The 25,327-nt window shown below is 63.0% G+C and carries 18 protein-coding genes; 9 read left to right on the top strand and 9 right to left on the bottom strand.

Annotated features, from left to right (window positions below):
- The first annotated feature begins 63 nt into the window (after window positions 1–63).
- Window positions 64–753, top strand: a complete 690-nt coding sequence (locus ASG57_RS35615; protein WP_082529107.1) for an FkbM family methyltransferase — start codon at window positions 64–66, stop codon at window positions 751–753.
- Between the two features lie 29 nt (window positions 754–782).
- Window positions 783–1,718: a class I SAM-dependent methyltransferase gene (locus ASG57_RS35610; protein WP_162250099.1), complete on the top strand. Its 936-nt coding sequence runs from the start codon at window positions 783–785 to the stop codon at window positions 1,716–1,718.
- A gap of 5 nt (window positions 1,719–1,723) precedes the next feature.
- Here ASG57_RS35610 and ASG57_RS35605 read toward each other — a convergent pair whose 3' ends face one another.
- Window positions 1,724–2,653 (bottom strand): glycosyltransferase family 2 protein, encoded by a 930-nt coding sequence (locus ASG57_RS35605; RefSeq protein WP_057199203.1) that lies wholly within the window; start codon window positions 2,651–2,653, stop codon window positions 1,724–1,726.
- Window positions 2,654–2,869: 216 nt separating this feature from the next.
- Here ASG57_RS35605 and ASG57_RS35600 point away from each other — a divergent pair, with 216 nt between their 5' ends.
- Window positions 2,870–4,228: an MATE family efflux transporter gene (locus ASG57_RS35600; RefSeq protein WP_156402919.1), complete on the top strand. Its 1,359-nt coding sequence runs from the start codon at window positions 2,870–2,872 to the stop codon at window positions 4,226–4,228.
- Between the two features lie 3 nt (window positions 4,229–4,231).
- On the opposite strand, the gene ASG57_RS35595 is transcribed toward ASG57_RS35600, so the two are convergent.
- The 5 genes from ASG57_RS35595 to ASG57_RS35575 all read right to left on the bottom strand — a co-directional run bounded on the left by ASG57_RS35595 (window position 4,232) and on the right by ASG57_RS35575 (window position 11,589).
- Entirely contained in the window at window positions 4,232–5,641 is a 1,410-nt protein-coding gene (locus ASG57_RS35595) for a WcaI family glycosyltransferase (RefSeq protein WP_082529127.1), read from the bottom strand.
- 310 nt (window positions 5,642–5,951) lie between these two features.
- Window positions 5,952–7,121 carry a glycosyltransferase gene (locus ASG57_RS35590; RefSeq protein ID WP_057199201.1) on the bottom strand — a complete coding sequence of 390 codons (1,170 nt, stop codon included), beginning with the start codon at window positions 7,119–7,121 and terminating at the stop codon, window positions 5,952–5,954.
- A gap of 9 nt (window positions 7,122–7,130) precedes the next feature.
- Complete coding sequence (gene asnB / locus ASG57_RS35585) at window positions 7,131–8,915, bottom strand: asparagine synthase (glutamine-hydrolyzing) (protein WP_057199200.1); 1,785 nt, start codon at window positions 8,913–8,915, stop codon at window positions 7,131–7,133.
- A gap of 53 nt (window positions 8,916–8,968) precedes the next feature.
- Window positions 8,969–9,943: an aldo/keto reductase gene (locus ASG57_RS35580; protein WP_057199199.1), complete on the bottom strand. Its 975-nt coding sequence runs from the start codon at window positions 9,941–9,943 to the stop codon at window positions 8,969–8,971.
- The gene (locus ASG57_RS35575; RefSeq protein ID WP_057199198.1) at window positions 9,940–11,589 is read right to left on the bottom strand and encodes an FAD-dependent oxidoreductase; all 1,650 of its coding nucleotides are present in this window, start codon (window positions 11,587–11,589) and stop codon (window positions 9,940–9,942) included. The genes ASG57_RS35580 and ASG57_RS35575 overlap by 4 nt, the downstream gene beginning before the upstream one ends.
- A 426-nt stretch (window positions 11,590–12,015) precedes the next feature.
- Here ASG57_RS35575 and ASG57_RS35570 point away from each other — a divergent pair, with 426 nt between their 5' ends.
- From ASG57_RS35570 to fcl, 4 genes are all read left to right on the top strand, one after another.
- Window positions 12,016–13,023: a hypothetical protein gene (locus ASG57_RS35570; RefSeq protein WP_162250098.1), complete on the top strand. Its 1,008-nt coding sequence runs from the start codon at window positions 12,016–12,018 to the stop codon at window positions 13,021–13,023.
- Complete coding sequence (locus ASG57_RS35565; RefSeq protein ID WP_057199196.1) at window positions 13,023–14,456, top strand: MBOAT family O-acyltransferase; 1,434 nt, start codon at window positions 13,023–13,025, stop codon at window positions 14,454–14,456. Before ASG57_RS35570 ends, ASG57_RS35565 begins: the two co-directional genes overlap by 1 nt.
- 127 nt (window positions 14,457–14,583) lie before the next feature.
- Complete coding sequence (gmd, locus tag ASG57_RS35560; protein WP_057199195.1) at window positions 14,584–15,654, top strand: GDP-mannose 4,6-dehydratase; 1,071 nt, start codon at window positions 14,584–14,586, stop codon at window positions 15,652–15,654.
- The gene (gene fcl, locus ASG57_RS35555; RefSeq protein WP_057199194.1) at window positions 15,635–16,588 is read left to right on the top strand and encodes a GDP-L-fucose synthase; all 954 of its coding nucleotides are present in this window, start codon (window positions 15,635–15,637) and stop codon (window positions 16,586–16,588) included. The genes gmd and fcl overlap by 20 nt, the downstream gene beginning before the upstream one ends.
- Window positions 16,589–16,651: 63 nt before the next feature.
- Here the strand turns inward: fcl and ASG57_RS35550 are convergent, their stop codons facing one another.
- From ASG57_RS35550 to ASG57_RS35540, 3 genes are all read right to left on the bottom strand, one after another.
- Window positions 16,652–18,421 carry a carbamoyltransferase family protein gene (locus ASG57_RS35550; protein WP_057199193.1) on the bottom strand — a complete coding sequence of 590 codons (1,770 nt, stop codon included), beginning with the start codon at window positions 18,419–18,421 and terminating at the stop codon, window positions 16,652–16,654.
- A gap of 132 nt (window positions 18,422–18,553) precedes the next feature.
- On the bottom strand, window positions 18,554–20,740 hold the full coding sequence (locus ASG57_RS35545; protein ID WP_082529106.1) for a glycosyl hydrolase family 28-related protein: 2,187 nt from the start codon (window positions 20,738–20,740) through the stop codon (window positions 18,554–18,556).
- A 65-nt stretch (window positions 20,741–20,805) separates the two neighbouring features.
- Entirely contained in the window at window positions 20,806–21,738 is a 933-nt protein-coding gene (locus ASG57_RS35540) for a peptidylprolyl isomerase (protein ID WP_057199191.1), read from the bottom strand.
- 507 nt (window positions 21,739–22,245) lie between these two features.
- Here ASG57_RS35540 and ASG57_RS35535 point away from each other — a divergent pair.
- Both ASG57_RS35535 and ASG57_RS35530 read left to right on the top strand, forming a co-directional pair.
- Window positions 22,246–23,754 (top strand): substrate-binding domain-containing protein, encoded by a 1,509-nt coding sequence (locus ASG57_RS35535; RefSeq protein WP_057199190.1) that lies wholly within the window; start codon window positions 22,246–22,248, stop codon window positions 23,752–23,754.
- Window positions 23,755–24,306: 552 nt separating this feature from the next.
- The gene (locus ASG57_RS35530) at window positions 24,307–25,158 is read left to right on the top strand and encodes a hypothetical protein (RefSeq protein ID WP_057199189.1); all 852 of its coding nucleotides are present in this window, start codon (window positions 24,307–24,309) and stop codon (window positions 25,156–25,158) included.
- Window positions 25,159–25,327 lie beyond the last annotated feature (169 nt).

The following is a 25,327-nucleotide window of genomic DNA, read 5'->3' as shown; positions in this document are numbered from 1 at the left end:
CTTACGTTGTTTCTGTTATGAGCCTGCGGAGCGCAGTTTGGTTGGGAGGCGACCTTGTCGTTGATGTCCAATAGGTATGTCCTGCAACTTCGGCGCGTCGCGCGCGCGGCGGGTGTACCGCGCATGCTCGGCCGGTTCGCAAAGGACTACGAGAGCCCATTCTCGAAGCAATTGATGCTCGCATGCCGTCAGGGGGACGTCGTGTGGGACGTCGGCGCCAATGTCGGACATTATACGGTCAGCTTCTCGGATTGGGTGGGGGTCTCGGGCAAGGTGTTCGCGTTCGAGCCCGACGCCGCCAACCTGCCGAAACTGCAGTCGGCCTGCGCCGAGCGTCAGAACGTCAAGATCCTGGGCTGTGGGCTGTCGGAGAAGACTGAGCGAAGCCGCTTTCTGGGCGACGGAGGCGACGGAACGACGTCGCATGTTGTTCGGTCGGGCGAAAGCATCCCCGAGGGCACGATCGAGGTCCAGCTCAGAACCGGCGACGAGGTCATCGCCAGCGGACAGGCGGCTGTCCCGGACCTGATCAAGATCGATGTCGAAGGTCATGAACTGTCGGTCCTGAAGGGGTTGCAGGAAACCTTGACGAGCCGGCGCCTGCGCAAGGTCTTCGTCGAGGTGCATTTTGGTGTGCTCGATCGCAGCGGCCGCACCGACGATCCGAAGCGGATCGAGGACATCCTGAAGGGCAGCGGTTTCAAGCTGAGCTGGACCGACGCCTCGCACATTCTGGCGTCCCGGTCGGCATGATCGCGCCCTTGGCAACCGGAGCGATACGCATGCTCTCCCCGCAACAGCCGATGAAGGCGGATGGCTCGACCGCTCCCGGCAACTGCCTGTTCTGCCGGCGTCCCGGGCCGACCTACTGGTTCTCGAAGCAGTCCAAGCATAACGGTCAATTCTATCCACTCTTCTGCTGCTCGAGCTGCGGCGGTGCTTTCGCCTATCCAATCCCGACCGAGCAGGAGCTGTACGAGTTCTATTCGGGCACGCAGAGCGCGCTCGAAGTCAGTCTGACGAGCAGCGACGTTCTTCAGCAGTACAATCAGGCCATTCAGGAAGAACGCGACTTTCCGAATTCCACGATCGATGCAGCCAGAATCGCCGACAACTTCCGCCGGCTGGCGCCCGGCCGCAAGGCACTGGACGTCGGCTGCGGCTATGGATTCTTTTCCCGGGCGCTGGTCCAGGCCGGCTTTACGGTCGACGCGATCGAACTCGGAGAAGCCTCGCGCAAGATCCACGCCCGCATGAACGGGTTCGAGGCGCGTGCCGAGCCGTTCAATGCCGACTTCGCGCGTCGCAACGCCGGCATCTACGATGCCGTCCTTCTTTCTCAGGTGCTCGAGCATCTGCCGATGGATGCCGATCCGGTCGGCAGCCTGAACGTTCTGCTGAAGAAAGGAGGCGTTTGCGCGATCGCCGTCCCGCATTTCAGGTCCTATGTGTCGATGCTCCAGGGCAAGAACGACATGTTCATCGTGCCTCCCGAACATCTGAACTTCTTCACTGTGAAAGCACTGACCGCGGCATTCGAAAGCCGCGGTTTCGAAACCGTCAAATGCGAGACGGTCAGCAGGTTCGATTATCGCAAGTTCGGGAGGAGGTACGGAGCGCTGTCCCCCTTGCCATCTGCCGCGCTCAAGGGACTGCTCGGACTCTCGACCCTGATGAACAAGGGCATGTTCGTCAACGGGTATTTCAGGAAGAAGTAGTCGTCCTACAGATCAAGCCCGGTCAGGCGGCGGAGCTCCGCCCGCAGCTGTGATCGATCGTGGATGTGGCCAACGGCGCTTTCGAGCTCCGCCACCTTTGCACCAACCAGGAACCGGTACCAGAGGCCTTGCAGGCCGTGATAGACGAGGCCCTGCTTGCCGTCGAGGATCCCAAGTTGGAAGATCAGGCGATACAGAAAATAGGACGGCGCGCTGATCTGATAGGGTATCCGGTTGTATAGCCTTTCCTTGATCCACCGCTTGAACGCAGCCTGGCGCGAGCCCTGTTTGTCACCGGACGGGGCGGCCCCTGTGCGAAGGCCGGTACGGCTGCTGATGACCTCAACTGCCTCGCGCGTCGCATATTTGTTATGCTTGTCGGTGAAGTGCGTGAGATCGTTGAGATTGTGGTCGGCGAAACCGCCGTCGAAGGTGATCGTGCGGCCGCCCCAAACCACGACGTGTTCGTCCATCCATCGGTCCTCCACCCGGCCGTGACCGCGTCGCCAGATCCGGAGGAGGACCAGGGGGTAGCGGCCGCCATGGCGTATCCAGCGGCCGAGGAAGATGTGCTTGCGCTTGAGGTTGACGCCGACCACGTCTTCGCCGAGACGGGGCAATTCGTCCCTGATACGGGCAGCGAGATCGGCTTCGATCACCTCGTCGGCATCAAGCCGCATGATCCACGTGGCTGAAATCGACTGGTTGTCGAGCGCCCACTGAAATTGCTTGGCCTGGTTGACAAACTTGTTCTGCAGGACGAGAGCGCCATGGGCGCGGGCAAGCTCGACCGTTCGATCGGTGGAGAAACTGTCAACGACGATGGTTTCGCTCGCGATCCCCGCGACGGAGGCCAGCGCCCGAACGATATGTCGTTCCTCGTTATACGTCAGAATGATGACGGCAAGACTCGGAATGTCACTGTCCTTCGTCATATGCTGGTGCTGCTGATCGCTTCGTCATTGGGAGCCTGTCGCCTGATCTAGTGTCACTCCTGAACAGAACTGTGACAGGAGGCGAGTGGGAGTGATACGCGGCGAACACAGTGTGCCGTCGTGTTATCGGTCTGTAACATTGTCAAACCATACGGTGGCGATGCTTGCGCGGTGGTCGCCGCGCGGTCGCGCGAACATCGGCGCATCGGGAATGTCATGCTTGAAACGAGCGCCGCGAAGTCCTCGCCCGGACCGGATCGATCGCCCCCGCGCACGAGCCACGGGCTGGCTGGACGGCTACGACTCGCGTCGGGTCGATGGTCCCAGATCGTCAATGTCGGCATGATGGTGACAGGGCTCGCCCTAGGCCAAGGCGCAATCTTCGCCGTCCAGACCGCTCTCTTGGCCGCAGGCGAATATGAGCTGCTCGCAATCTTCGCGATGCATTACTCCTTTGCCATGCTGGGCATTATTCTCGTCGACGCCGGCGCGAATGTCACGTTGGCCCGCGCCGTCGTGAATCTGTCGCCGGGTGGAGAGCCGAACGGGAAGGTCTGGCAAACATTCGCCGATACCAGCGCCATCAGGATGTCCAACGCCTTGGTCGTTGGAGGGTCCGCCATGCTTTACGCGCAGATCTCGGGCGACCCGCTGGGCCGATGGTACGTGTTCCTCGCGATACCTGGTCTGCTGCTGTGGTCCATCAACGGTGTCGGCCTGCTCGACGGACTGCGACTGAGCGGGGTCAGCGGAATGACCGGTTCGATCGCCTACGTCGTCAACGCGCTCGGACTGCTGATTGCCTCTTATCGCTCTCGAGAAGCCGCCGGGGCCATCCTGGGCGTCGCGTTTTCGCTTGGATATGTCCTGACACTCTTGGCGCAATGGGCGGCTCTGACCTGGAAAGGCTGGCGGCTCCGCGTCCACAAGCCATCAAGGGCCGGGCTGGCAAGGGCGTTCAAGGACGGCATGGCCCTTTCGTTCCAGATCGTCCCGGGGCAAATCAACATGCGTGTCCAGCTGGTCTTGAGCGCGGCCTATCTCGGGGCGGAAACCACGGCTGTGTTCGTCTATGCCAAGCAGATCGTCACCGCCGCTACCCAGGTTCTTCAATTCGTCCTGCGGGTCGAGTTTCCGGACCTTGTCGAGCGCCTTGCGTCGTCTCAAAAACAGAGCCTCTCCGGCATCATGGGGGCCCAGAAGATGACGCTCGCCTGCGCCGTGCTGTTTTCCGCGGGAACGATGCTGCTCGCCGGCGCGGCTGCCGTCTGGTTCGACGGCGCGCTGCATCGTGTTGCGATCGTCATGGTCGGATTTGCGCCGACCATCTTCACAGTCGCGCTGTTGCAGATGACCTGGCAAGGTCTTGCGGCGGCGGGAGCCTATGCAGCGTCGGCCTGGGCGCTGGCGATCGGTGCAGCAGTCGGCGTCGTTGCGAGCTATTGTCTACTTTCGCTGCTTCACGTATTCGCCTTCGCGGCCGCGGAGGTGCTGTTGAATTTCGTGACGCTCTATGTCGGCTATCGCTTTCTCGAGCGCGCGCGCCTGACGATGGGGGCCGCCGAGCGGACCTGAAATTCAGGGGCGCTCCAATTCGGAGGCGCTTCTTGCGGACAGCACGCCACGGCTCGGCGCACGCATGGATTGCCGCGAGAAAAGCCTGCCCGGCGCATCCGGACGGCGCCGGCTTCCGGTCGAGACGTGCTCGATCGAGCGCGCCGGCAGGGCCGGCTGTTGGATGAGCGCCGCGGGCGAGGGGGCACATTGCGGAAGCGCCATGAACTCGCGCTCCAGCGAGCGCATGATCGAGATCCGGTCCCATTTCTGCTCGGCACGCCGGCGCGCAACGGCACCCATTCGAGCCCGGAGCGCGTCGTCGCTGGCCAGGGTCAGGAGGGCTCTTGCGAGCGCGCCTGCGTCGCTTGGCTCGATGACGAGCCCTGCGCCCTCGACCTCTGCCGCAAGGCCGGTGCCGGGCTTTGCCATTGCGACCAACGGGCGGCCCGAGGCCAGCATGCCGGCGAGCTTGGACGGAAGCACCAGGTCCGCAATCTCCGCCTTCTGCGGCAGCAGCTGGATGTCGGCCGTGCTGAGCAGTTCCGAGACGCGATCGAGCGGCTGAAGATCGAGAAAACGAACGTTGGTCAAACCTTGCGACATCTGCATCAGCGCCGGCTTGGCAGGTCCGTTGCCGCACAAGACGAATTTGAGCGACGGATGGAGATCCTCGACGGCCGCGGCGGCTTCCACGATCAGCTCCAGCCCCTGCTTGTTCGACATGGCCCCGGAATAGAGGGCAACGATATCGCCCGCTTCGAGGCACAACTCGGCCCGGAGCGGCGTCTGGCGGCAACCTGGTGTGACGGTGCCGGTATCGATCCAATTACGGAATTCGCGCAACCTGCCTGGCGCGATACCCTTGTGCTCGAGGCGCGCCATCATTTGCGGCGAGATTGTCGAGACCCTCTCGAACGCCTTCAGGATCCAGCGTTCGAATGCCGCCATGATGCGGCGCATGACGCCGCCGCGCAGCAGGCCGACCTCGAATGCCGCGTCCACCTCCAGGTCCTGGACGTGAACCCAGGGCGCCGCGCCGACGAGGCGCGCGGCGAGCGCGGCAACCGGCGCGGACAACAGGGAGGGGGCGACCACGAACACGATATCAGGCCGCCAGAACAAGGCCCCTGACAGCAGCGGACCGGCAGCCGAGACCAGGAAGGACGCATGGTGAAGCAGCCGCCTCAGGCCGGAGGGGCGCGCTGGAACGTAAATCGGTGCCCTGATCACCTCGACGTCGTTCAAACGTTCACGGACATACCATGAGGAACGATATCGCTGCGGGATACTCCAGTCCGGATAATAGGGAGGTCCGGTCACGACGCGGACCTCATGGCCCCACGCGGCCATGCTTTCGCAGAATTCGGTGGTGTATTTCGCAACGCCAATCAGATCGGGAGCGTAATTGATCCCCACCACCAAGATCCGCATGACCGCCCTCATTTCCCCGGCCGAGGCGCTGCCTTCGACCGGCCCAAAATCCCGGCCTGCCGAGCCGGTTGGGCAATCGGGCATGGCGCCCGCAGGGGGAAACGGAATTGGACGTGAAGCAGGAGCGCATTCCGGCCCGGTCCGACGTCAGCGTTCCCGTCTGCGTCTTGGGACCTCTGATATCATTGCGGATGTGACAGTATCACTATAACGATAAGACAGGTAACAATTGAAGGGTATGCAGCTTTCGACGGCATCTGCGTCCCGATGCGAGGACCGGGTCAACAATTGCACTGTGGCGCTTCTGCGGTCACATGCGCGGCGCCGCCTGCAGGTTGCTGACGACGTCGATCAACGCCGACGCCATCCGGTCGACGCTGAAGCGTTCCTGGAACAGCGCGCGCGTCCGCCGCGTCATCGCGCCGCGTTCCTCCGGCGACATCTCCAGCCAGGTTTTGAGGAGATCGAGCGTGCCTGCAGCACTATCTTCGGCGACGAGCCCGGCCTGCGCTGCAACGACCTCCCGCCAGATGTTGACCTTGTTCGAGATCAGGACGGGCAGTCCGCAACCGAGCGCTTCTGCAACGGAGATGCCGAAATTTTCCTGATGCGACGGCAGCATGAACGCTTCGCTGGTGTAGAACGCGCCCCATTTGGCATCGCCCTCCAGCATGCCCGGCCAGGTGATCCGCTCGGCGAGGCCAAGTGTCCTGGCGCGGGCCTTGAGTTCTCCGACCCACCCGGTCTGGTCCGGACCGGCCATCAGCAGGTGCAGGCGCGGCTCCCGGGCGGCGACCTGTGCAAAGGCCTCGACCATCAGGTCGCAACCCTTCTTGGCATGAAGCCGGCCCAGGAACAGCAGCACGCGCTTGCCGCGCAATTCCGGATGACGGGCAAGGAAAGCCTCGCGGAGCGGATCGGCGTCCTGCGGGGGCAGGCGGGTGCCATAGGATACGACACGTTCGCGGGCCTGATAGGGCCAGAACGATTGTCGCGCCAGCAGCCGCTCGTCCTCGCTGGTGAACAGGACGGCCGCCGCGTCGCGCAGCACCCGGTATTCGGCAAAAGGCCAGTAGATCAGCTTCTTGAGGCGCTTGAGCGGATAGGCTCGGTTGAACCAGGGATCCAGCATGCCGTGAGTGAAGATCACGTAAGGCCGCCGCAGTTCGCGCATCACCTGCCAGACTGCGTAGCTGTGATATTGCCAAAGGCCGTTGACGACGACGGCATCGTAGCTGCCCGCATGGGTGCGCAACCAGGAACGCAGCGACGCCGCATAATAATAGCCTCCGCGCCGCGGCGGGCCGAGCGCGTGGACCGGAAGGGGAAAGGCGCTCACATGCGGTGCGACGGGATCATCGGAGGACGCCACTTCGATTTCATGACCCATCTCCCGCAAGCGGAGGCCGCGTTGCAATACGCCCTCGATAGGTCCGCCGAACCTGCGGTCGACCGACGAGACGACATGCAGCAATTTCATCGGTTCACCTCAGGCTGCCGCAAAGTGTCCGTAGAGCTGTTTCGCCCAGTCCCGATATTGCATGACACCGCGGCTCGCTCCGGGATTGAGCCATTGATGTATCGGAACGGAGAACCCCGTTTTGGGTCGATTGAGCACCGATTCCGGCAGGTGCGGCGCCACGCGGCGAACAATCGTGCGCTTTTCATTCGCCGCATCGAGTTCGGGCAGCTCGACGAAGTCGCGAAGCAAGTGCAGGTCGACCAGCGGCACGCGGATTTCGAGCGAATGAGCCATGCCTGCCCAATCGGCGTCACGAAGCAACTGGTTGCGCATGTACCATTGCATTTCAAGCGCCGAGACGGCGAGGCGATCGCGATCAAGCCCATGGATGCTCGCCTTGAGGCGGTCCATCGTCGACAATTCCTGCAAGCCCTCCTTTGCCATTGCGGGGTCCATGAGATCGGCGAGCTCCCAGGGCATGTGAAGCGCTCGCCGCAGGAGATAGGCCCCTGCAAGGCTATGGCCGTACTCGACCAGGCCGGCATATTTCGGCGAAGGCATCAATGACGCAAAGGGTTGGGCGAGACGGCGCAGCAGAACGCCGGCACGCTCGCTGACTGGCGTCCGCTGCATCAGCCTCACGAGTTTCGGCACCTGGTCGAAACTCGGATAGGATCCGAACAGCTCGTCGCCGCCGAGGCCCGAGATGGCCACTTTGAGGCCTTGGGCGGCGGCGGCCCTGGAAACGAACCAGACGTTGATGCCGTCGATCGACGGCTGGTCCATCGCCTCGATCAACCGGCCGCGATCGCTCTCGAAATCATGCGCGGCGATGCGGTGCAGCGTATGTCTTGCATGAAGCAAGCCTGCCACTTCGTCGGCCAGTCCCGCCTCGTCGTGCGGACTATCGGCATATTCATTGAAGCCGAGGGTGAGTGTGCGCAGTTCTCCGCCATGTGCGGCGCACGCCGCGAGCATCGTGGAGTCGAGGCCCGCCGACAGGAACACGCCGACCGGAACGTCGGCCACCATGTGGGCGGCAACGCTGTCTTTCACTGCTGCAGCGATCTGGTCGATCGCGTCGTCCGCGCGGCCTTTCGGGGCCGATGGCAGATGGCTGAGAGCGTCGGTCACGTCCGCGAATTTCACTGGCGGCGTCGCGCGCCCGCTCCCAAAACGCTGCCAATGGCCGGGGGGCAAGGCCCGGATTCCGCGATGGAGCGTGAAGGGTTCGGGCACCGATCCCCAGAGCAGGAAGCCTGCATGCCCGGCTGGCTCGGGCCTTCGGTCGACGGGCGTCAGGAGCAGCGGCTTGACCTGCGATGCGAAGCGCACGGTCCGGCCGTCGTCCGCAACATAGAGCGGCTTTATGCCGAAAGGGTCCCGCGCCAGCAGCAAATCCCGCCGTCCGGCATCCCATAATGCGAAGGCGTACATGCCGCGCAGATCCTCGAACATGCCGGTGCCCCGCTTGGCATAGAGCTTCAGCAGCACTTCGGTGTCGGACTGAGTGCGCGTCGTCACACCCTGGCTGTTCAAGCGGGCGCGCAACGCCTGATGATTGTAGATCTCGCCGTTGAAGCAGATCCAATTGCCGGTTTCGGGATCGAGCATCGGCTGCGCGCCGCCTTCGCTCAGATCGATGATGGCGAGGCGCCGATGCGCGAATCCGACGCGCGCGTCCTCCGACAACCACAGGCCCGCCGCGTCAGGACCGCGCGCAGTCATGGCGTCCCGAACGCGCAGCAGTTCGGACCGGTCGACCGGGGGGGCATCGGGGCCGTAGGCAAACGAGCCGTTGATTGCGCACATGACTCAGTAGTCCCCAGCTGAGAAAGGCCGCGACCGGGCATCAGAGGGATGCATCAGGATGCTCCAGCCAGCGCGTGAGCTGACGTGAGCGCTTGCCGCAAGGCAGAGGCGAGCGCCGGCGCCGGCGCTGCCGCGCATGCCGCCAGGTTGCGCTGCATATGTTCGGTCCGGAACATCGAGACGATTACGATGCCGTCGGGATTGTTGGCGAAAGCAAAGCGCACGAGCAGGTCGGCGCCATCCCGAGGGAATTCGATCCCATGGGCCCGCGCAACGGCACTGACGTGTCTGGCGCGGTCTGCGGAAAGGCCGGCAACGACCTGCCTGGCATCCGTATCGAAAGCCCCGTGCGTCACGAACAGAGGGGGGGAGGAGAGCCGCCCCCGCAGACTCGGTGCGGCATTGTCGAGCGGCGTGTCACGAAACTGCGCGATGTCGATCGGCTTCCCGCTGAGGGCGGCTGCCATCACGCTGGCGGGTTCGCCTGCGACGGATAGCGCGCGCACATATCCCTTGTCGACGAGACGGCAAAGCCTGTCGAAAATGTGGTCGCTCGCGGCCTCGTCGGGTGTCGGGTCGTGCAGCGCAAGAACATCGACATAGTCCGTTCCGAGTGCGCGAAGGCTGTTCGTGACAGACGCCTCGATGGCCTCGGCATCGATGGCCGCGCGCCTTCCGGTCGGGCGCGCCCCGGACGCAATCCGCCGAAGGGCGGGAAACGAGGCAACCGCCTGGCGGGCGGCGGGTCGAAGCAATCGCGCGGTGAGCGACAGCTGCGGCGGGGCGATGCCGAATTTGGTGCAGATCGCGACTTTGTCGCGCCGCCCGCGAAGCGATCGGCCGAGCAGCGCTTCCGCACGTCCGTCGCCATAGGGAGGAGCGACGTCAAACCAACTGACGCCAAGGTGCAGCGCGCGCGCGATCGCACGCTGGCCTTCCACTGCCGAAATGCGCGAGCCCAGCGACGCGCAGCCAAAACCGATCGCCGAAACTTCGAGACCTAGCCTCGGAACACGGACGAGTCTCATGCCGCTACTCCAAGATAGCCGGGTCGCGCATTCTCCGAAAGATGCGCAGCCAGTCTCAACGCGAGAGCTACGGCGGAAAAGGTTGGGTTCGCGTGGCTTGAGGAGACGAATACCGAGCTCGATGCCACGTAGAGGTTTTCGATGCCGTGGACACGGCAGTCCGCGTCGACGACACTGTCCTCGGCGCTCATGCCCATGCGGGTCGTGCCGATTTGATGGAAGCCGTCCTTGGCCTGATCCAGCACGCTGGCGAGGCGCACCCCTGCCGGCACGTGATAGTCGAGACGCCCGTATCCGGACTCTCGCAGTGACCAGTCGAGGATTTCATGGGCTCGAACGACAGACCGTGCATCGGATTCCGAGAAGCGGAGGTCGATGTCGAGGAAGGGCAGTCCCAGCGCATCCTTGCGGTCGGACAGGCTGACACGGGAGTTGCCGTTCGGTCCCTGCTCGGCCAGGAAATGCAGCGCATAGCGACCTTCCGCGCTTCGTATCAGGAAGCCCGGCCGCCGAGGCGTGGCGAGAAAGCGCTCCCGAACGATGGTGGCGAGATTTTGCAATGTTGCGAACGGCGACCGGAACACATTCAGCAGATGCTCGCTCCAGCGATGCGGCGCCGGCCCGACATGTATCGCGCGAATGGCTTCAGGCAGCAGGCGCCGGCCGATCAGCGGCACGGCGAGCGCCATCCAGACCAAGGAGAGAATGCCATTGCGGTGGGCGGCTCTATGGAATGGCGGATTGTCGAGCCAAAAGGCGATGTTGAGAAGTCTCTCGCGCTGCTGTACCTCGGGCGCAAGTGTGAAGCGCCGGCGTACATACACACCCTCGTCGAGAAAAAAGTCGTGAGCCGCCGCGGCGGCAGGGTTCGCGAGAACGACGTCGGCAATCTTGCCGGACGCGTGACCCATGTAGAAACGGCCGAGCGAGCTGCCGAGCAGGCCGGGCCGCTTCTGCTGCGCAACCAGGAGAAGCCGCGTTGTCTCCAGGCCGCCGCACGACAGCACCGACGACCTCGCCGCAATGCGGCAGCTCTTGTGAGCATCGCGAGCGATCAGCTCCGCGACGCGACGGCCGTCGTCAGACAGCTTGATTTCCGTGACGGTTGCACCCAACACCACCTTGATGAGGGTGGATTGCGCGAGACGCGCGCGATGCCTTCGCCCGGCGTCGATGTCAGCCGTCCAACGCTCGAGCTGATCGGTCCGGACCTCGTCGCCGAGCGAGGAAGATGTGGGTGGAGCGGTGAAGCGCGCGGGGCCAATGCCGAAGAAGGCGGCCGCGGCGTCGTACCAGGACGATAGTTCCCGGTGGCCGATCGGCCAAGCGGCGCCCGGAACGTGGAGACGATGGGCGAAATCGACCTGGTCGAACGGAACGCAGCGGCCGCCCCACCAGCGCGACGTTCCACCCAGTCCGCGGCGAATTGCGAGCTGCGTCGGCGCGTGTCGCTGTTCGTCGGCCGAATGGGCGGCCGACAACGAAGCCGCGAATTCGTCAGAGCCTTCGGCTCCCGACTCCAACAGGACCACGGAAAGGCCGCGTTGTTCGCACGCGAGCGCCAGGGCGATACCGACGGGACCGCCGCCGACCACGCAGACGTCACATGGTCCGAGTTCGCCAGCCTCGGCGAATGAGGTCAGCATCCTTGTGCCTCGTCTGGCGCCGCAGAGACCGTGACCGTCACCGCCATGCTCTCTACCCTGATATTACGCGCGAGGCCGTATCTATGCGGCCAGCTGCGCGAGCGAACGCGCGCTTCTCTAGCCAATGTTACTCGTTACCGCAATGCGTCGATGTGTTTGATAATCGACAAACGATATCGTCAAACTGTAATGTTTCTTTGATATCGGCTGCGCCTCAGGAAGCAGGGGTGGGCTGGAACGGTTGCCGCAATACGTGTGCGGCGATGATCCAGGACCGCAAGGTCGGGACGAGTGCCGCTTCGTCATGACCGCCAGGCGTCCTCCCGCTGTCGTCTCGTGAGTTGTTCGGAAATGTCCAAGCCGCGCCGGCACCAAGCTTCCGAACGACTATCGCTGATATCGAATCTGCCGCGGCCGACAGCAGACGTGAATGAGACGCCGGCCGACGAGCTCCGGGCGGTCGATCTTCCGAGCGCAGCTCAGCCGAGGTCATGGATCAAGCGCGCCAGCTTATTCGTGCTGTTGTTCGGCGCAGTCTGGATTGCGCTGGGGGCGGCCTATGTCCTGCTTTCGTTCCTCAGGCCGGGCTCGGTGGTCATCGCGGAAGCAAAGTTCGATACGCTTGTCAAGAGTCCGATGTTCGATCAGCAAGACCGGCATCGAATCATGGTGTTCGGCTACAGCAAGATCCTGTCGGCCTTCCGGCCGCGCGATCTCGACGCCGAACTGGGTCCACGCGTCCGTTCGTACAATTTGGGACTGCCCGGCGAGGTGCGCTTTCTTCCCATTCTGGAGGCCGCGCTGGCGGCGGGCAACATCCCGACGCACGTGCTTCTGACCATTCCTTGGGACGGCAAGGACGAAGCCGACGGATTGGCCGCGCTGCTGCGCGACGACAATCGGCTGGCGGGTACGCTGTTTCCGTTCCGCACGTTGCCCCGTGACGCCGCGCTGTTTATCTTCCAGAACCGGAAACGGCTTGGGGAAGCCGTTCGCGACGTCGAAGCGCAACGGTCGGTCATGATCGATGACAGGGGCTGGTACTTCATCAAGTCGCAGAGCCATTATCCCGATGACCGGCTGCCGCCCGATTATTCGCTGCCGACCGACAACGCCGCGCGAGCCCAACCGCGCCCCATCCCCGAAAGGTCGCATGTGCGCGATCGGCTCGAACAGCTGGCGCGCCAGCACGGCTTCCAGGTGATTTTCGTTCCGGGGCTGTTTCGCACAGGAGAGGCGGCGCCGTGCCCGCCGGGTGACCAACTGCGGATGACCGTGATGTCCGAGCGGCCGCTCATCCGCCTGTTCGGACCGGACTACTTCGTCTATCCGCCGACACTCTTTGCCGATCCGCAGCACATGAATCCGATAGGAGCCAAGGTTTATACTGCGGATCTCGCCAGACTGCTGAAGGCCAGCGGAGCATTCGACTGATGCTCTTCAATTCGTTCGAGTTCCTGGCATTCTTCGTGGCGTTTCTTGCGATCTTCTTCGGTCTGCCGAAGCGGACGCAGCCGATCGTGCTGCTGATTGCGAGCTACGTCTTCTACATGAGCTGGCGTCCGTCGTTTGGGCTCTTGCTCGCGCTGACCACGGCAGTGGACTACACGACGGCGCTGATGATGGCTCGCTCCCGGACGGATCGCGGCCGCAAGGCCGCGATGGTCCTGGCGCTGACCATTAACCTCGGCATCCTCGCAACCGTGAAGTATCTGGACTTCCTGATCGCGAACGTGATCGGTGCGGCCGGACTGTTTGGCTACGTCATTCCGGATTACGCGCTGGGACTCGCGCTGCCGCTCGGTATCTCGTTCTACACGTTCCAGTCGATCGGCTACACCCTGGACGTGTATCATCGCAAGGTCGAGGCCGAACGAGACTTTCTCACCTACGCCCAATATGTCAGCTTCTTTCCGCAACTGATCGCCGGTCCAATCGAACGTGCCGGGCACATGCTGCCGCAATTTCGGACCGTACGTCGCTTGTCCTTTCCGGATCTCAGCGCCGGCTTGTTTCTGATCGGTTTCGGACTGTTCAAGAAGATGTGCATTGCCGACGTCGTGTCGCCAGTGGTCAACGGCATCTATGCAAATCCGGAGCAATATACGGGAAGCTACCAATTATTGGCCGTCGTTCTCTTCGCCATCCAGATCTATTGCGACTTCTCCGGATACTCGGATATCGCCCGCGGCACGGCGCGGATCATGGGCTTCGACCTCATGATCAACTTTCGACAGCCTTATTTCGCGGGCAGCCTGAACGAGTTCTGGCGTTGCTGGCATATCTCCCTGTCGAGCTGGTTTCGCGACTATCTGTTCATTCCTCTCGGCGGAAGCCGCGGCAGCGAGTGGGGCACCGCGCGCAATCTGATGATCGTGTTCGCTGTCAGCGGTATCTGGCACGGCGCTGCGTGGACCTTCGCTGCCTGGGGCGTGTTGCACGGGACCGGTCTGGTGCTCGAGCGCGCATTCACGAGAATCGCAAGGGTGGAGCTTTGGCTCGGCACGACCACCCGACGATTGCTCGGCTGGGTCTGGATGATCGCGATCGTCCTGGCAGGTTGGGTGTTCTTTCGTTCGACCAGCCTCGCGAACGCATTGATCACCTTCAAAAGTCTAGGCGATTTCGGTCCGGTGTCCTACGGCACGATCAAGATGCTCGGGCTCGCGAGCGTGGAACTGGCGATGCTGGGGGTATCACTGATCATCCTGTTCGTCGTGGATTTCCACCTCGCATTCCGTCCGCAGCGGCTTCATGCGCTTGCCGAGATGCGCTGGCTGCCAACTGGCGCCGGGGTGGCGCTCGCTTACTACATCATACTGTTCGGTATCTTTGGACATGCCGAATTTATCTACTTCCAGTTCTGAGCAGGCGAGCGACATGCAGCGAAGTGTCATCAATCGTGATATGTCTTGGGCTGGCCGACGTGTCGAACGGGCCGGAGCGTCGACGGCGTTCCCGTATCGCGAATGTGTAGGCAGGAAGGTGTGAGACATGGGTAAGCGGATCGCTCTCATTACCGGCGTGACCGGGCAGGACGGCGCCTATCTCGCCGAATATCTGTTGTCGCTCGGCTATGTCGTGCACGGCATCAAGCGGCGCTCGTCCTCCTTCAACACGGCGCGGGTTGATCACCTCTACCAGGACCCGCATGTCGGTGACGTGCCGTTCCTCATGCACTACGGCGACATGACCGACTCGACCAATCTGATCCGCCTGGTGCAGCAGATCCGGCCGACCGAGATCTATAATCTCGCGGCGCAGAGCCATGTCGCGGTCTCCTTCGAGAGCCCGGAATACACTGCCAATGCCGACGCCATCGGCGTACTGCGGCTTCTGGAGGCGATCCGCATCCTCGGGATGGAGAAAGAGACGAAGTTCTATCAGGCCTCGACCTCCGAACTTTACGGTCTCGTCCAGGAGATCCCGCAGAAGGAGACCACGCCGTTCTATCCGCGCTCGCCCTACGGCGTCGCCAAGCTCTATGGCTACTGGATCACGGTGAACTACCGCGAGGCCTACGGCATGTTCGCCTCGAACGGCATCCTGTTCAACCACGAGAGCCCGATCCGCGGCGAGACCTTCGTCACCCGCAAGATCACCCGCGGCGTTGCCCGCATCGAGGTTGGGCTGGACGAGACGCTCTATCTCGGCAATCTCGAGGCCAAGCGCGACTGGGGGCACGCCAGGGATTATGTCGAGGGCATGCACAGGATCCTGCAGGCCGACACGGCGGACGATTTCGTGCTCGCCACCGGCGAGACGCGCTCGGTGCGCGAGATGGTCGAGCTGGCCTTTGCGCAGGTGGGCCGCCGCATCGGCTGGCGCGGGAAGGGTGTCGATGAAACCGGCGTCGACGAGAAGAGCGGCAAGACCGTCGTGAAGATCGACCCGACCTATTTCCGGCCGACCGAGGTCGACATCCTGGTCGGCGATGCCAGCAAGGCGCGCAAGGTGCTCGGATGGGCGCCCAAACGCAGCTTCTCCCAACTGGTCGAGGAGATGGTGGCGAGCGACCTCGCCGAGGCAAGGCGGGATGTGGCCAATGGCAAGCGCAGCGTTTGAGCTGAAGGGCAAGCGCGTCTACGTCGCCGGCCATCGCGGCATGGTCGGCAGCGCGCTTATGCGCCGGTTGGCGCAAGAGGACGCCGAGCTCGTTACGGCGGGCCGGAGCGAACTCGACCTCTGCAACCAGGCCGCGGTGCTCGACTGGTTCGCGAAGGTGCGGCCGCAGGCGGTATTCCTCGCCGCGGCGAAAGTCGGTGGCATCGTCGCCAACAACACGCTACGTGCCGAGTTCATCTACGACAACATCGCGATCGCGGCCAATGTGATCTCCGCCGCGCATCGTCATGGCGCGGAGAAGCTGATGTTCCTCGGTTCCTCCTGCATCTATCCGAAGCTCGCTGCCCAGCCGCTCCGCGAGGACTCGATGCTGACGGGACCTTTGGAGCCGACCAACGAGCCCTATGCGATCGCCAAGATCGCCGGCATCAAGATGGCCGAGGCCTTTCGCAGCCAGTATGGCAGCGACTTCGTCAGCGTGATGCCGACGAATCTCTACGGCCCCGGCGACAATTATCATCCCGAATACAGCCATGTGGTCGCCGCCTTGATCCGGCGCTTCCACGAGGCGAAGGTCGCGGACGCCGGGCGCGTGGTGGTCTGGGGCACCGGCACGCCGCGGCGCGAGTTCCTCTATGTCGACGACATGGCCGATGCCTGCGTGCATCTGATGAAAACCTATTCGGCCCCCGAGCTGATCAACATCGGCACCGGCGAGGACATCAGCATCGCCGAGTTCGCACGGGTCGTTGCCGACGCCGTCGGCTATCGCGGTGAGATTGCCTTTGATCCTTCCCGTCCGGACGGTACGCCGCGCAAGCTGCTCGACGTCGGCCGTCTGGCCAAGCTCGGCTGGCGCGCCAAGACGGGCCTCGAGGACGGCCTGCGGCGCGCCTATGAGGCTTACCGGACGACGGCTGCATCCTCCGCCTGATTGACGGACATTTCCACGACGGATCGGCCGGGCATCACGTCCTGTGATGCCCGCAGATCATTCTCACGCGCCTGGCAGGAGATGCGCGTGTTCGGCCTTCACCACGAGATAGCGGCCGAGGCAAATTGCGTCGAGACCGGTCCGCAAGAAGCAGCTCATCGCCTGCTCCGGCGTATCGACGATCGGCTCGTTCTCGTTGAAACTGGTATTGAGCACGATGGGGATGCCGGACAAGGCGCCGAAGCTTTCGATCAGCTCGTAATACAGCTGGTTGGTCTCCCGCGCGATGCTCTGCAGCCGACCCGTGCCATCGACATGGGTGATGGCCGGGAGCCTCTCCCGCCACTCTGACCGCAGCTTGACGACATGCATCATGAAGGGGCTGAAGACGTCCTGCTCGAAATAGGTCGCTACGGCTGGCTGCAGGATGCTTGGCGCAAAGGGGCGAAAGCTCTCGCGCCGCTTGATCTTGGCGTTGATCACGTCCTTCATGTCGGGACGCGTCGGGTCGGCAAGGATAGAGCGATTACCCAGCGCACGTGGCCCCCATTCGGAGCGGCCCTGATACCAGCCGACGACCAGGCCGGCATGCAGCAGTGCCGCGACCGCGCTAGGCACTTGTCCGTCAGCAAGCTCCCGCATCGGACATTGTGATGCTTCGGCGGCGCGCCGCATGGTCTCGTCCGAATGAGATGGACCCCAATAGGCGTGACTCATGTGGAACCGCTCCCGCCCGCCTGCAACATTGTGCCATGCCCACAGACCTGCACCGACGCACAGGCCGTCATCAGCCGAGGCGGGTTGCATGTAGGCCTGCCGGAACGGGGTGTCGCGCAGCAGGCGGGCGTTCATGACTCCGTTGAGCGCGCAGCCGCCCGCATAGGCGACCTGGTTGCTCGGCACGAGGTCGTGCAGCCGCTTGAAGCAATGAAGCGCGATCTCCTCGAACCGCATCTGGCAGGAGCGCGCGATATCCTTCTCCCGCTGCGTCATCTCCTGATTTCGCTGGCGCGGCGCGCCGAACATGGCCGTCCATTTGTCGGTGAACAGACGCATCATGTCGATGCGGTGGTTTTCGTCCATCTTGTCGCCGTCGCCGCCGCGGTGCATGCCGAAATAACCGTCGGCCAGCTTGAACCAGCCGTCTGAACGGACCTGGACGAGGTCGCGCATCTCGCCGAGATACTTGTCCGTCCCGTAAGGGGCGAGCCCCATCACTTTGTATTCCTCGCCGAAACCGTCGAACCCGATGAACTGACAACAGGCGGTGTAGAAGAAGCCGAGGCTGTGGGGCAGGTGGACGCGGTCGATCACCTCGATGCTGTTGCCCTCGCAGCGGGCGGCCATCATGCTGGTGAAGTCCCCGCTGCCGTCGTACGAGAATCCGGCGGTCAGGCTTTCGAACGGCGAACAATAATAGGAGCTGGCGATGTGCGACAGATGATGCTCGACATTCACCAGCTTCGCCTTGACCGTGTCGGGCGCCTCTCCGCACGCTTCTGCAACCATGTCGCTGATGCTGAGATCGACCCGTGCCCGGCGGATGTGCTCCATAGCGGCCATGCCCCCGGAAATGGGGTTGCGCAGCACGTAGGAGACCTGTGCCGCCCGGTTCTGCGAGGGGTCGCGCGCCACCGCTATGAGATCGAGCTCCTTCGCCGAAGTACCGCTCATGGACAGAACGGTGCGGATTGCATTCTGTGGGAACGATGGATCGTGCTTGATGCGCCGACCGAAGCGTTCCTCGGCAGCGGCGGCGACCACTTTGCCATCGAGCACGAGCGCAGCGGAAGCATCGGGATGGTTCAGGTTCAGGCCGAGGATTGCGGTCATCAGGCGGTCTTTCGGTGATACGGCAGGAAAGGAAAGAGAGAGACGTTGCGAAGGTGAGATCCAGGAGCGAAATGTTAACTAACAACGGAACTTATCATTTAGGTGACTGGGGCGGCGCCGATGCCGATCGCGCTACTTCTGGATGCGCCGCTCTTCGTTCCTGCGGGCGATCCACCAGGCGACGCCGCGATCGATCGTCAGTCCTTCGCGCGATGCGCCTGTGATGTTGTCCTCGATGACGACATCGCGGACACCCGGTGAAGCGGGCGCAAATCCCCTGATCTCGATGTGAGAATCCTGATCGAGACGATTGCTCCGGATGATGATCGCCCGGACCATTGGTGGACGGTTCGCAGCGGTCGAGGTTTGGTTTCCCCGCACCAGGATCGAGGCCTCGTTGGAAAAGATCGTGCGTTCGGGACCGGCGCGATACACGTTGCCTTCGAGGATGTGATTGCCGAGGAACTGGGTTCGCCAGACGGGCTGGAATTGCTCGTAGGACAGGCCGAAGGCGGCAAAGCCGCTGGTCCTGTTCGAGCGGTTGCCGGCGAAGACGTGGTCGATGGCCGTTCCATAGGCCTGCACGGCGACGCCGGTATCCTCGAACGAGTTCCCGATCACGAGGTAATTCTGCTGGGCCTGAGTGACCGTGATCTCCGACGTCTCGTCCAGCGCAACAGCGAGGGGACGATCCAGAGTGACTGAAAGACCGCCCGGCCTGTCTTCCCGTGACTTCAAGCGGGCATATTGGCCCGCGCCGCGGCCGTTCACCACCATGACGGCGGCGTTCGTCCAATCGAGACTTGCGGGATATTGATTGGGGCGATCGCGGAGCAACAATGCGTCGGGCGTGGTGCTTTGGGCGCGACCGAAATAATAGCCGCCGGGCCCGTCCGTCGTCATTGCTTCGCGGTCGAGACCGTAGATCGCCTTGAAGGTGTTACCGCCGATGAAGATGTTCTCGGAGGCGCTCACGGACTTGGAGAGAGTCGTGATGCCGCCGCCGCTGGCTTGCAGATCAGCCGAGCTCACGGTGTTGTTCTCGAAAATGACCCGCCGCGATCCGACGAGCGAGTAGGCTCCGTAGCGTCCGTTGATCAGGGTGTTGCCGGTCACGACGGCGTTGCTTGCCTTGAATAGCCTGAGCGAATGTCCTGAGCCAAGGACGTCGCAATCCGTGACCTCGATCCGGTCTCCGCTCAACCGAATGCTGTCTGGCGCCGCCGCGGCGTAGGTCCGCTGAAAATCGCTCATGCGGCGGAGCGTGGCGTCCGGCTCCATCAGGCCGCGAAAGGCCGAGGCGCGGATCCGAACGCGCCTGATGGCGATATCGCCGGCGTCCGGTGCCTGTTGCTCGCCGAACTGGAATCCGCCGGCTATGACATGCGGGTGGTTCGAGGCGTAGATGGTCATGTCCTCGATCGCGAACCGCGACGTTCCGCGGATCAGCGCGGCCGGCAGGCTTTCAAAGTCGGGCCAGAGCAGATTGACGAGATCCGTGCGCTCCCCTCTCAACCTTACGCCCGGCGGGATGCTGATCATGTCCGAAACGAGATATCGACCGCGCGGGAAATAGACTGTGCCGCCGCCGGCGTCACGCGCCGCGTCGATCGCAGCCTTGATCGCCCGGGTGCTATCGAAACGTCCGTCACCGTTTGCGCCGTAAGCCCGGACGTCAAAGTCCTGACCGGTCACCGGCGCGGAAGCGCGGACGGTGAGGGCGCCTGCATCGACGGACCCGCTCTCACCACCATCGCCGTTTGTCAGGCGTAGCGCATAACGCCCGGGTCTGATGTCCTTCGGAATGCGAAAGATGCCGCGCCACAGATCGCCTTTGACCAGAGGTGCGTCGATACGGCCTGAACTTCCTTCCAAAGTCAGGGACAGTTGCGCCCGATTGCCGTCCCGGACGATGTTGCGGCCGAACACCTGAAGCCAGCTGCCCGGCGAGGCGTCATCGCCGAGGTCTGCCTGCTTCCAGTAGATAGTCGGTAGATTAACCCGACCGGAGATCGCACCTTGCGCATGCGTCAGTGTGAACCGGTACAAACCAGCCCCGAAGTTCTGCGGGATGATGAATTTGAGGGAAAGCGGATTCGACTGAAGAATCGGGACTGTGGTTTCCTGTCCGGAGCCGCGATCGGTCGTATCCGCAATCCGGGCTACGGTCGCCGATGTGATCTGATCGAGATCCGCACCGGCAACCATGACGGTCTCATCCGGCCCGACAGGGTCGTTGAACCAGAACATCACCGGTTGCGCAGCTGCGGTCCAACTCCACAGACAGCACAGCAGTGCGGTCAAGCAACCCTTCGTCATGTCGGATGTCCGCAGCGCTGCGCGATGTGCGTGTAGGGCCCGGTGGGGCAGATCATCACCAAACGCTATTTGCGGCCGACGGTTTCCTTGTCCGCTCCCTGTGGTCGGCTGATGTACTCGATCTTGGCCTCGGAACGGATCTTGTCGACGAGTTCAAGTTGTGCGGCATTTGCGACGAGAACGGCCAGGCGATCGCGGATTTTCTCATAGTCGGCAGGCTGCCGGGTCCGCATGTCATCGAGTTTCAGGATGTGCCAGCCGACCGCCGTCTTGAATGGTGCGGAAACCTCGCCCTTCTTTAGCTCAAAGGCGATTTCGGCGTATTCCTTGCCCATCTCGCCGCGCACGCGCCAATCGTAGTCTCCGCCTCGGCTCTTGGTCACGGGATCTTCGGACATTTCGGTGACCACTGCCGCGAAGTCCTCGCCCTTTCTGATCCGGGCAATCGCAGCCTGCGCTTTCTGCTCCGCAGCCTTGACGGCGGCGTCGTCCGCGGGAGGTGCTATCATGAAGACGATATGTCGCAGATGCAGCTCCGGTTCGGTCGACGCTCCCTTCACCACGACCTCCTCATAGGCCTTTCGCATCGCCTCCTCGGTCACCGCTCGCTGGCCGACGACGGTCAGAAAGTGGTTGGCAAGTCCCTGGTTTCGCGTAAACGTCGCGCGACGCTGCAGGTCTACCTCATCCACGATGTTGCGATCCTTGGCGGCCTGTGACAGCAGCACTCCGTCGATCAGGATCTTCACGAGTGTATCGCGGCGCTCGAGCGGCTCGCGCGCGAGAAGGTTGCGGCCGAGAATATCGTCGGCGACCTGAATATCACTTTCGAGGATATTCTGACCGTTCACAACGGCAACGACGGGATCCGCCGTCTGAGCTTGCGCGAGAGCCGGTGCTGCAACACCGAGCAGCAGGGCAAGCCAGAAGCTCGCAGCACCCGCACGTGCCTTGTCGAAGGGGCGGCGAGCCATAAGGGTGGCGGACGAGACGCTCATGTCACTTCCTCTCGTGGGACAGTCGTTGCAGCTCACGCGGTTCGTCATGCGTCCGATCTCGTCGAGGCTGCATGTCGAAGTGCGATCACTTTGCGGGGCCGCTTTTTAGCGGCATGACATTGACGGTGATGTGATGCCGGCAAGACATGTATGTGAAGTCACGTTATTGGCGATCGCAGGACCCCAGCGGGGATCGGACATTCGCAAGAGCGGGTACTGGCGCAGAGATCGCCGAATCTCTTCGGTTCTTGCCGCGGCATTCGCAACGCGTGACGTTGCAGCATGTGCATAACATTTTTCGCGCAGGATCGTGGCAGCGATTCATCGTGTGTTTTCTTGGTATTCTTCGCCGCAATCATTCTCGATCTCACACTGCAATGAGATGCCAATAACATAATTCACAAAATAACAATGAAAGTCTCACATATCGCGGTTAGCTTCCGCGGCGCTCCGGGACCCGGCTGCCGGGTTGGCAGGCCAGGGGGATCCAAACAGGGAGAGCAGACTATGCGAAACTTGAAGGCTCTACTCATGGGATCGGCTGCGTTCGCCGCGATGGGCGTCGCTTCCGAATCCGCACAGGCGCAGTCGCTTGCGTTCGGCGCCGGCGCGACGTTCCCGCAGATCGTCTATCGTCAGCTGATGGACTGCATGTACACCCAGGCTCAGGGCAGCCCCGGCAGGCCGGGTCCGATGGCCAAGGCGGCGAACTGCACCGGCTTCAACACCAGCGGCTTCGGCGGCGTGATCCTGTACGCGGCGACCGGGTCCGGCAACGGCAAGACCGTGCTGCGCACCAACGACAAGACCCAGATCGGCACGCCTTCGTCGTCTGCTCCGGCCTACACCAGCGCGAACTGGAACGTGAATAGCACCGCCGACTATGACGGCGTTCAGTTCGTCGGCAGCGACGACGTCGTCAATGCGAGCGACATGACGCAGTGGAACACCGGCGGCGCCAACAGCCCCCAGTCGAAGTTCGGCAACCTGATCGCTCTTCCGGCCGTGGTCGGCCCGGTTGCGCTGGGCTTCAACGGCAAGGACGGCACCGGTGCGGCGCTGAACATCCTGCCCGCCACCCCCGCCGGCGGCAGCTCCGGCCTCAACCTGTCGCGTAACGCTCTCTGCGGCATCGCGTCCGGCCATATCACCAAGTGGAACAACCCGATCCTCACCGCGCTCAACGGCGGCGTGCTCGGCACCGGCAACATCACCTTCGTGCACCGCACGGACGGCAGCGGCACCACCTTCCTGTTCTCCAATGCCCTGGTCGAACAGTGCCGCTACGAGTTCGGTCCGAACAACGAGACGGACAGCACCGTCGTGTCCTACGCCTTCCCCTGGACCGACCGTGCGCAGGCCTGCACCACCCCGCTCGTTCCGCGTGGTGCGAACCAGCTCAACTGGCCGGATCAGTTCTCGACCAACCAGTGCGGCACCGCCGTCACCAACCCTGGCGGCGGCACTTTCGCCAACGCTTCGGGTAGCGGCGCGCTCGTCTCGCTCGTCACTTCGACCAACGGTGCGATCGGCTACGCTTCGTCCGACTTCTGGCTGCCGGTCAGGGTCGGTGGTCTGAGGACCGCAAACGTGCAGTCGCAGTGGGACCTCACCGCTTCGACCGGCCAGTTCCAGCCGCCGACCCCGGCTGCCGCGCAGAAGGCGATGGCGACCGCCATCCCGCAGATGGACTCCACCAGCCGCACCAACCCGCTGACCTGGAGCCTCCAGGGCGTGAACGCCAACCCGGTGGTCGCCGGTTCGTATCCGATCTCCGGTTTCTCGTGGATCTTTATGTACCAGTGCTACCAGAACCACGCGAACGGCAACAACGCTTATATCTGGTTCAAGACCTGGCTCGATTTCGTGTACGGCTCGGGCGCGGCCGGTATCTTCAACGAGAACGGCTTCGCTCAGGTCCCAGCGGTGTGGCAGAACGAAATCTACGCGCTGCTCAACGATCCGACCAACGGTCCGCAGGGCAGCGGCTGCGCCGGCAAGGTCGGCGCTTACTGATCACGACTCGGGCCCCGGCCCGGTCAACGATCCCAAACTGTGTGCACCCGGCGTCAGCCGGGTGCATTTTTATTAGCTCGCTGACTCATGAAAGCGCAGCTACAGCCCTGATTGACGCGAGTTGAACGAAGGCATTTGTGTGGAGCGACCGCGCAACGTTGCTAGAGGCGAGCGTCCTCTCCGTACTAAGCCATAGCACCTCTCGACAAGGGCCGAGGTGCATCCAAGAGTAGTTACATTGCTCAATATTGCGATCATGCCTGATCCTATGTCGATCGGGTGATCGCTTGTTGTCATTTGAGAAGTTTGCAGAGGAGTTCCTAATAAGCCGCATCGCCGGCTGGCTGCATGTCCGCCGTGACCGAATTAGTTCTATCGTGCACGGCAGTCCCAAGCGGCTTGGCGATATCGACGATAGATCATCCGGATGTCGGCTAGCGACGGCGAAGGATCGACGGAAGGGTGATAGTGCACCTGGGTGAGCTCACCGGCCGAAGAGATCATCGCATCCGCTTGGTGCGATGTCTTTCGCAGGGATGTCACATCATTGATATGACGAAACGTTATCGCTCGAGCCTGACCAAGGACCTCGCTGTCATGCCGATGCGCCGCCACGTTATTCTGCTTGCGGGCGCTCTCCTGGCGGCCGGTGCGCCGGCCATTGGCGCGCCGGCACCGATGGATACGCTGGCGTCCGAACCGGCCGAGGACCTGTTTGCATCCAAGCCGGCCGATCTGCCGCCGGCCGTTCCGGCACAAAGTCCGGCCGCGCCGGCGCCTGCTGCCGACAAATCGGTTCCAGCGCCGCAGCGGGCGCTGAACGATAACCCGCTCTGGGCCATCCCGCTGTCGCGGCTCACCGCGACCCGCGAGCGGCCGTTGTTTGCGCCGACGCGGCGTCCGCCACCGGTCGTGCTCATTGCGACGCCCGCGCCGCCGTCCCCGCCCGGCCCGCCGCCCAAGCCGGCCGAGCCGGAAACGCCGCAACTGTCACTGCTCGGCACCATCATCGGCGCCGAAAAGATCGGACTGTTCGTGGATTCTGCCAGCAAGTCCGTGGTCAGGCTGAGGGCCGGCGAAAATCACAATGGCTGGACGCTGCGCGCCGTCGAGCGGCGTCGTGTCGAGATGGCAAGGGGCCTCGACCAGGCCGTGCTCGATCTGCCGGCGCCGGACCTCAAGACCGGCGGGGCGCCCGCTGCCCCCATGCTGGCCGGCCCGCCGCCGATTCCGTCCGCGCCTCCTGCGGCGATGGCGGCCGTACCGCCGCCGACAAGTGCGAACGGCGGCACTTATGTGCATCCGGGCGCCAACATGAACCTGCCGATCGGCCGCGGAACGCCCGCCAACCTGCGTCTGCCGCCAGGCTTGGTCAGCCCGCTGGCGAATCCGGGCCCGCGCTGATGCAGCCGTTGGTCGGGCTTCTCGTCCTGGAAGGCCGAGCTGCGACCGATCCGCGCGTCAGCCGGCCGGCGCGTGCTGATTCACTCTGTTATTCAATATCATAAAGCCCGCGGAGTCGTTTCCGCCAATGATATAATTTTGACATGACAATGTTAGTAAACAACAGGTA

It is taken from the genome of Bradyrhizobium sp. Leaf396 (genome assembly GCF_001424605.1).
Taxonomy (GTDB): Bacteria; Pseudomonadota; Alphaproteobacteria; order Rhizobiales; family Xanthobacteraceae; genus Bradyrhizobium; species Bradyrhizobium japonicum_C.
This window is presented reverse-complemented; position numbering and strand designations above follow the sequence as displayed.

What these genes read in the sequence shown, in the direction of transcription:
- ASG57_RS35615 (WP_082529107.1), top strand. Translation starts at nt 64, where the DNA reads ATGTCCAATAGGTATGTCCTGCAACTTCGGCGCGTCGCGCGCGCGGCG.
- ASG57_RS35610 (WP_162250099.1), top strand. Translation starts at nt 783, where the DNA reads ATGCTCTCCCCGCAACAGCCGATGAAGGCGGATGGCTCGACCGCTCCC.
- ASG57_RS35605 (WP_057199203.1), bottom strand. Translation starts at nt 2,653, where the DNA reads ATGACGAAGGACAGTGACATTCCGAGTCTTGCCGTCATCATTCTGACG.
- ASG57_RS35600 (WP_156402919.1), top strand. Translation starts at nt 2,870, where the DNA reads ATGCTTGAAACGAGCGCCGCGAAGTCCTCGCCCGGACCGGATCGATCG.
- ASG57_RS35595 (WP_082529127.1), bottom strand. Translation starts at nt 5,641, where the DNA reads ATGCGGATCTTGGTGGTGGGGATCAATTACGCTCCCGATCTGATTGGC.
- ASG57_RS35590 (WP_057199201.1), bottom strand. Translation starts at nt 7,121, where the DNA reads ATGAAATTGCTGCATGTCGTCTCGTCGGTCGACCGCAGGTTCGGCGGA.
- asnB (WP_057199200.1), bottom strand. Translation starts at nt 8,915, where the DNA reads ATGTGCGCAATCAACGGCTCGTTTGCCTACGGCCCCGATGCCCCCCCG.
- ASG57_RS35580 (WP_057199199.1), bottom strand. Translation starts at nt 9,943, where the DNA reads ATGAGACTCGTCCGTGTTCCGAGGCTAGGTCTCGAAGTTTCGGCGATC.
- ASG57_RS35575 (WP_057199198.1), bottom strand. Translation starts at nt 11,589, where the DNA reads ATGCTGACCTCATTCGCCGAGGCTGGCGAACTCGGACCATGTGACGTC.
- ASG57_RS35565 (WP_057199196.1), top strand. Translation starts at nt 13,023, where the DNA reads ATGCTCTTCAATTCGTTCGAGTTCCTGGCATTCTTCGTGGCGTTTCTT.
- gmd (WP_057199195.1), top strand. Translation starts at nt 14,584, where the DNA reads ATGGGTAAGCGGATCGCTCTCATTACCGGCGTGACCGGGCAGGACGGC.
- fcl (WP_057199194.1), top strand. Translation starts at nt 15,635, where the DNA reads ATGGCAAGCGCAGCGTTTGAGCTGAAGGGCAAGCGCGTCTACGTCGCC.
- ASG57_RS35550 (WP_057199193.1), bottom strand. Translation starts at nt 18,421, where the DNA reads ATGACCGCAATCCTCGGCCTGAACCTGAACCATCCCGATGCTTCCGCT.
- ASG57_RS35545 (WP_082529106.1), bottom strand. Translation starts at nt 20,740, where the DNA reads ATGACGAAGGGTTGCTTGACCGCACTGCTGTGCTGTCTGTGGAGTTGG.
- ASG57_RS35540 (WP_057199191.1), bottom strand. Translation starts at nt 21,738, where the DNA reads ATGAGCGTCTCGTCCGCCACCCTTATGGCTCGCCGCCCCTTCGACAAG.
- ASG57_RS35535 (WP_057199190.1), top strand. Translation starts at nt 22,246, where the DNA reads ATGCGAAACTTGAAGGCTCTACTCATGGGATCGGCTGCGTTCGCCGCG.
- ASG57_RS35530 (WP_057199189.1), top strand. Translation starts at nt 24,307, where the DNA reads ATGACGAAACGTTATCGCTCGAGCCTGACCAAGGACCTCGCTGTCATG.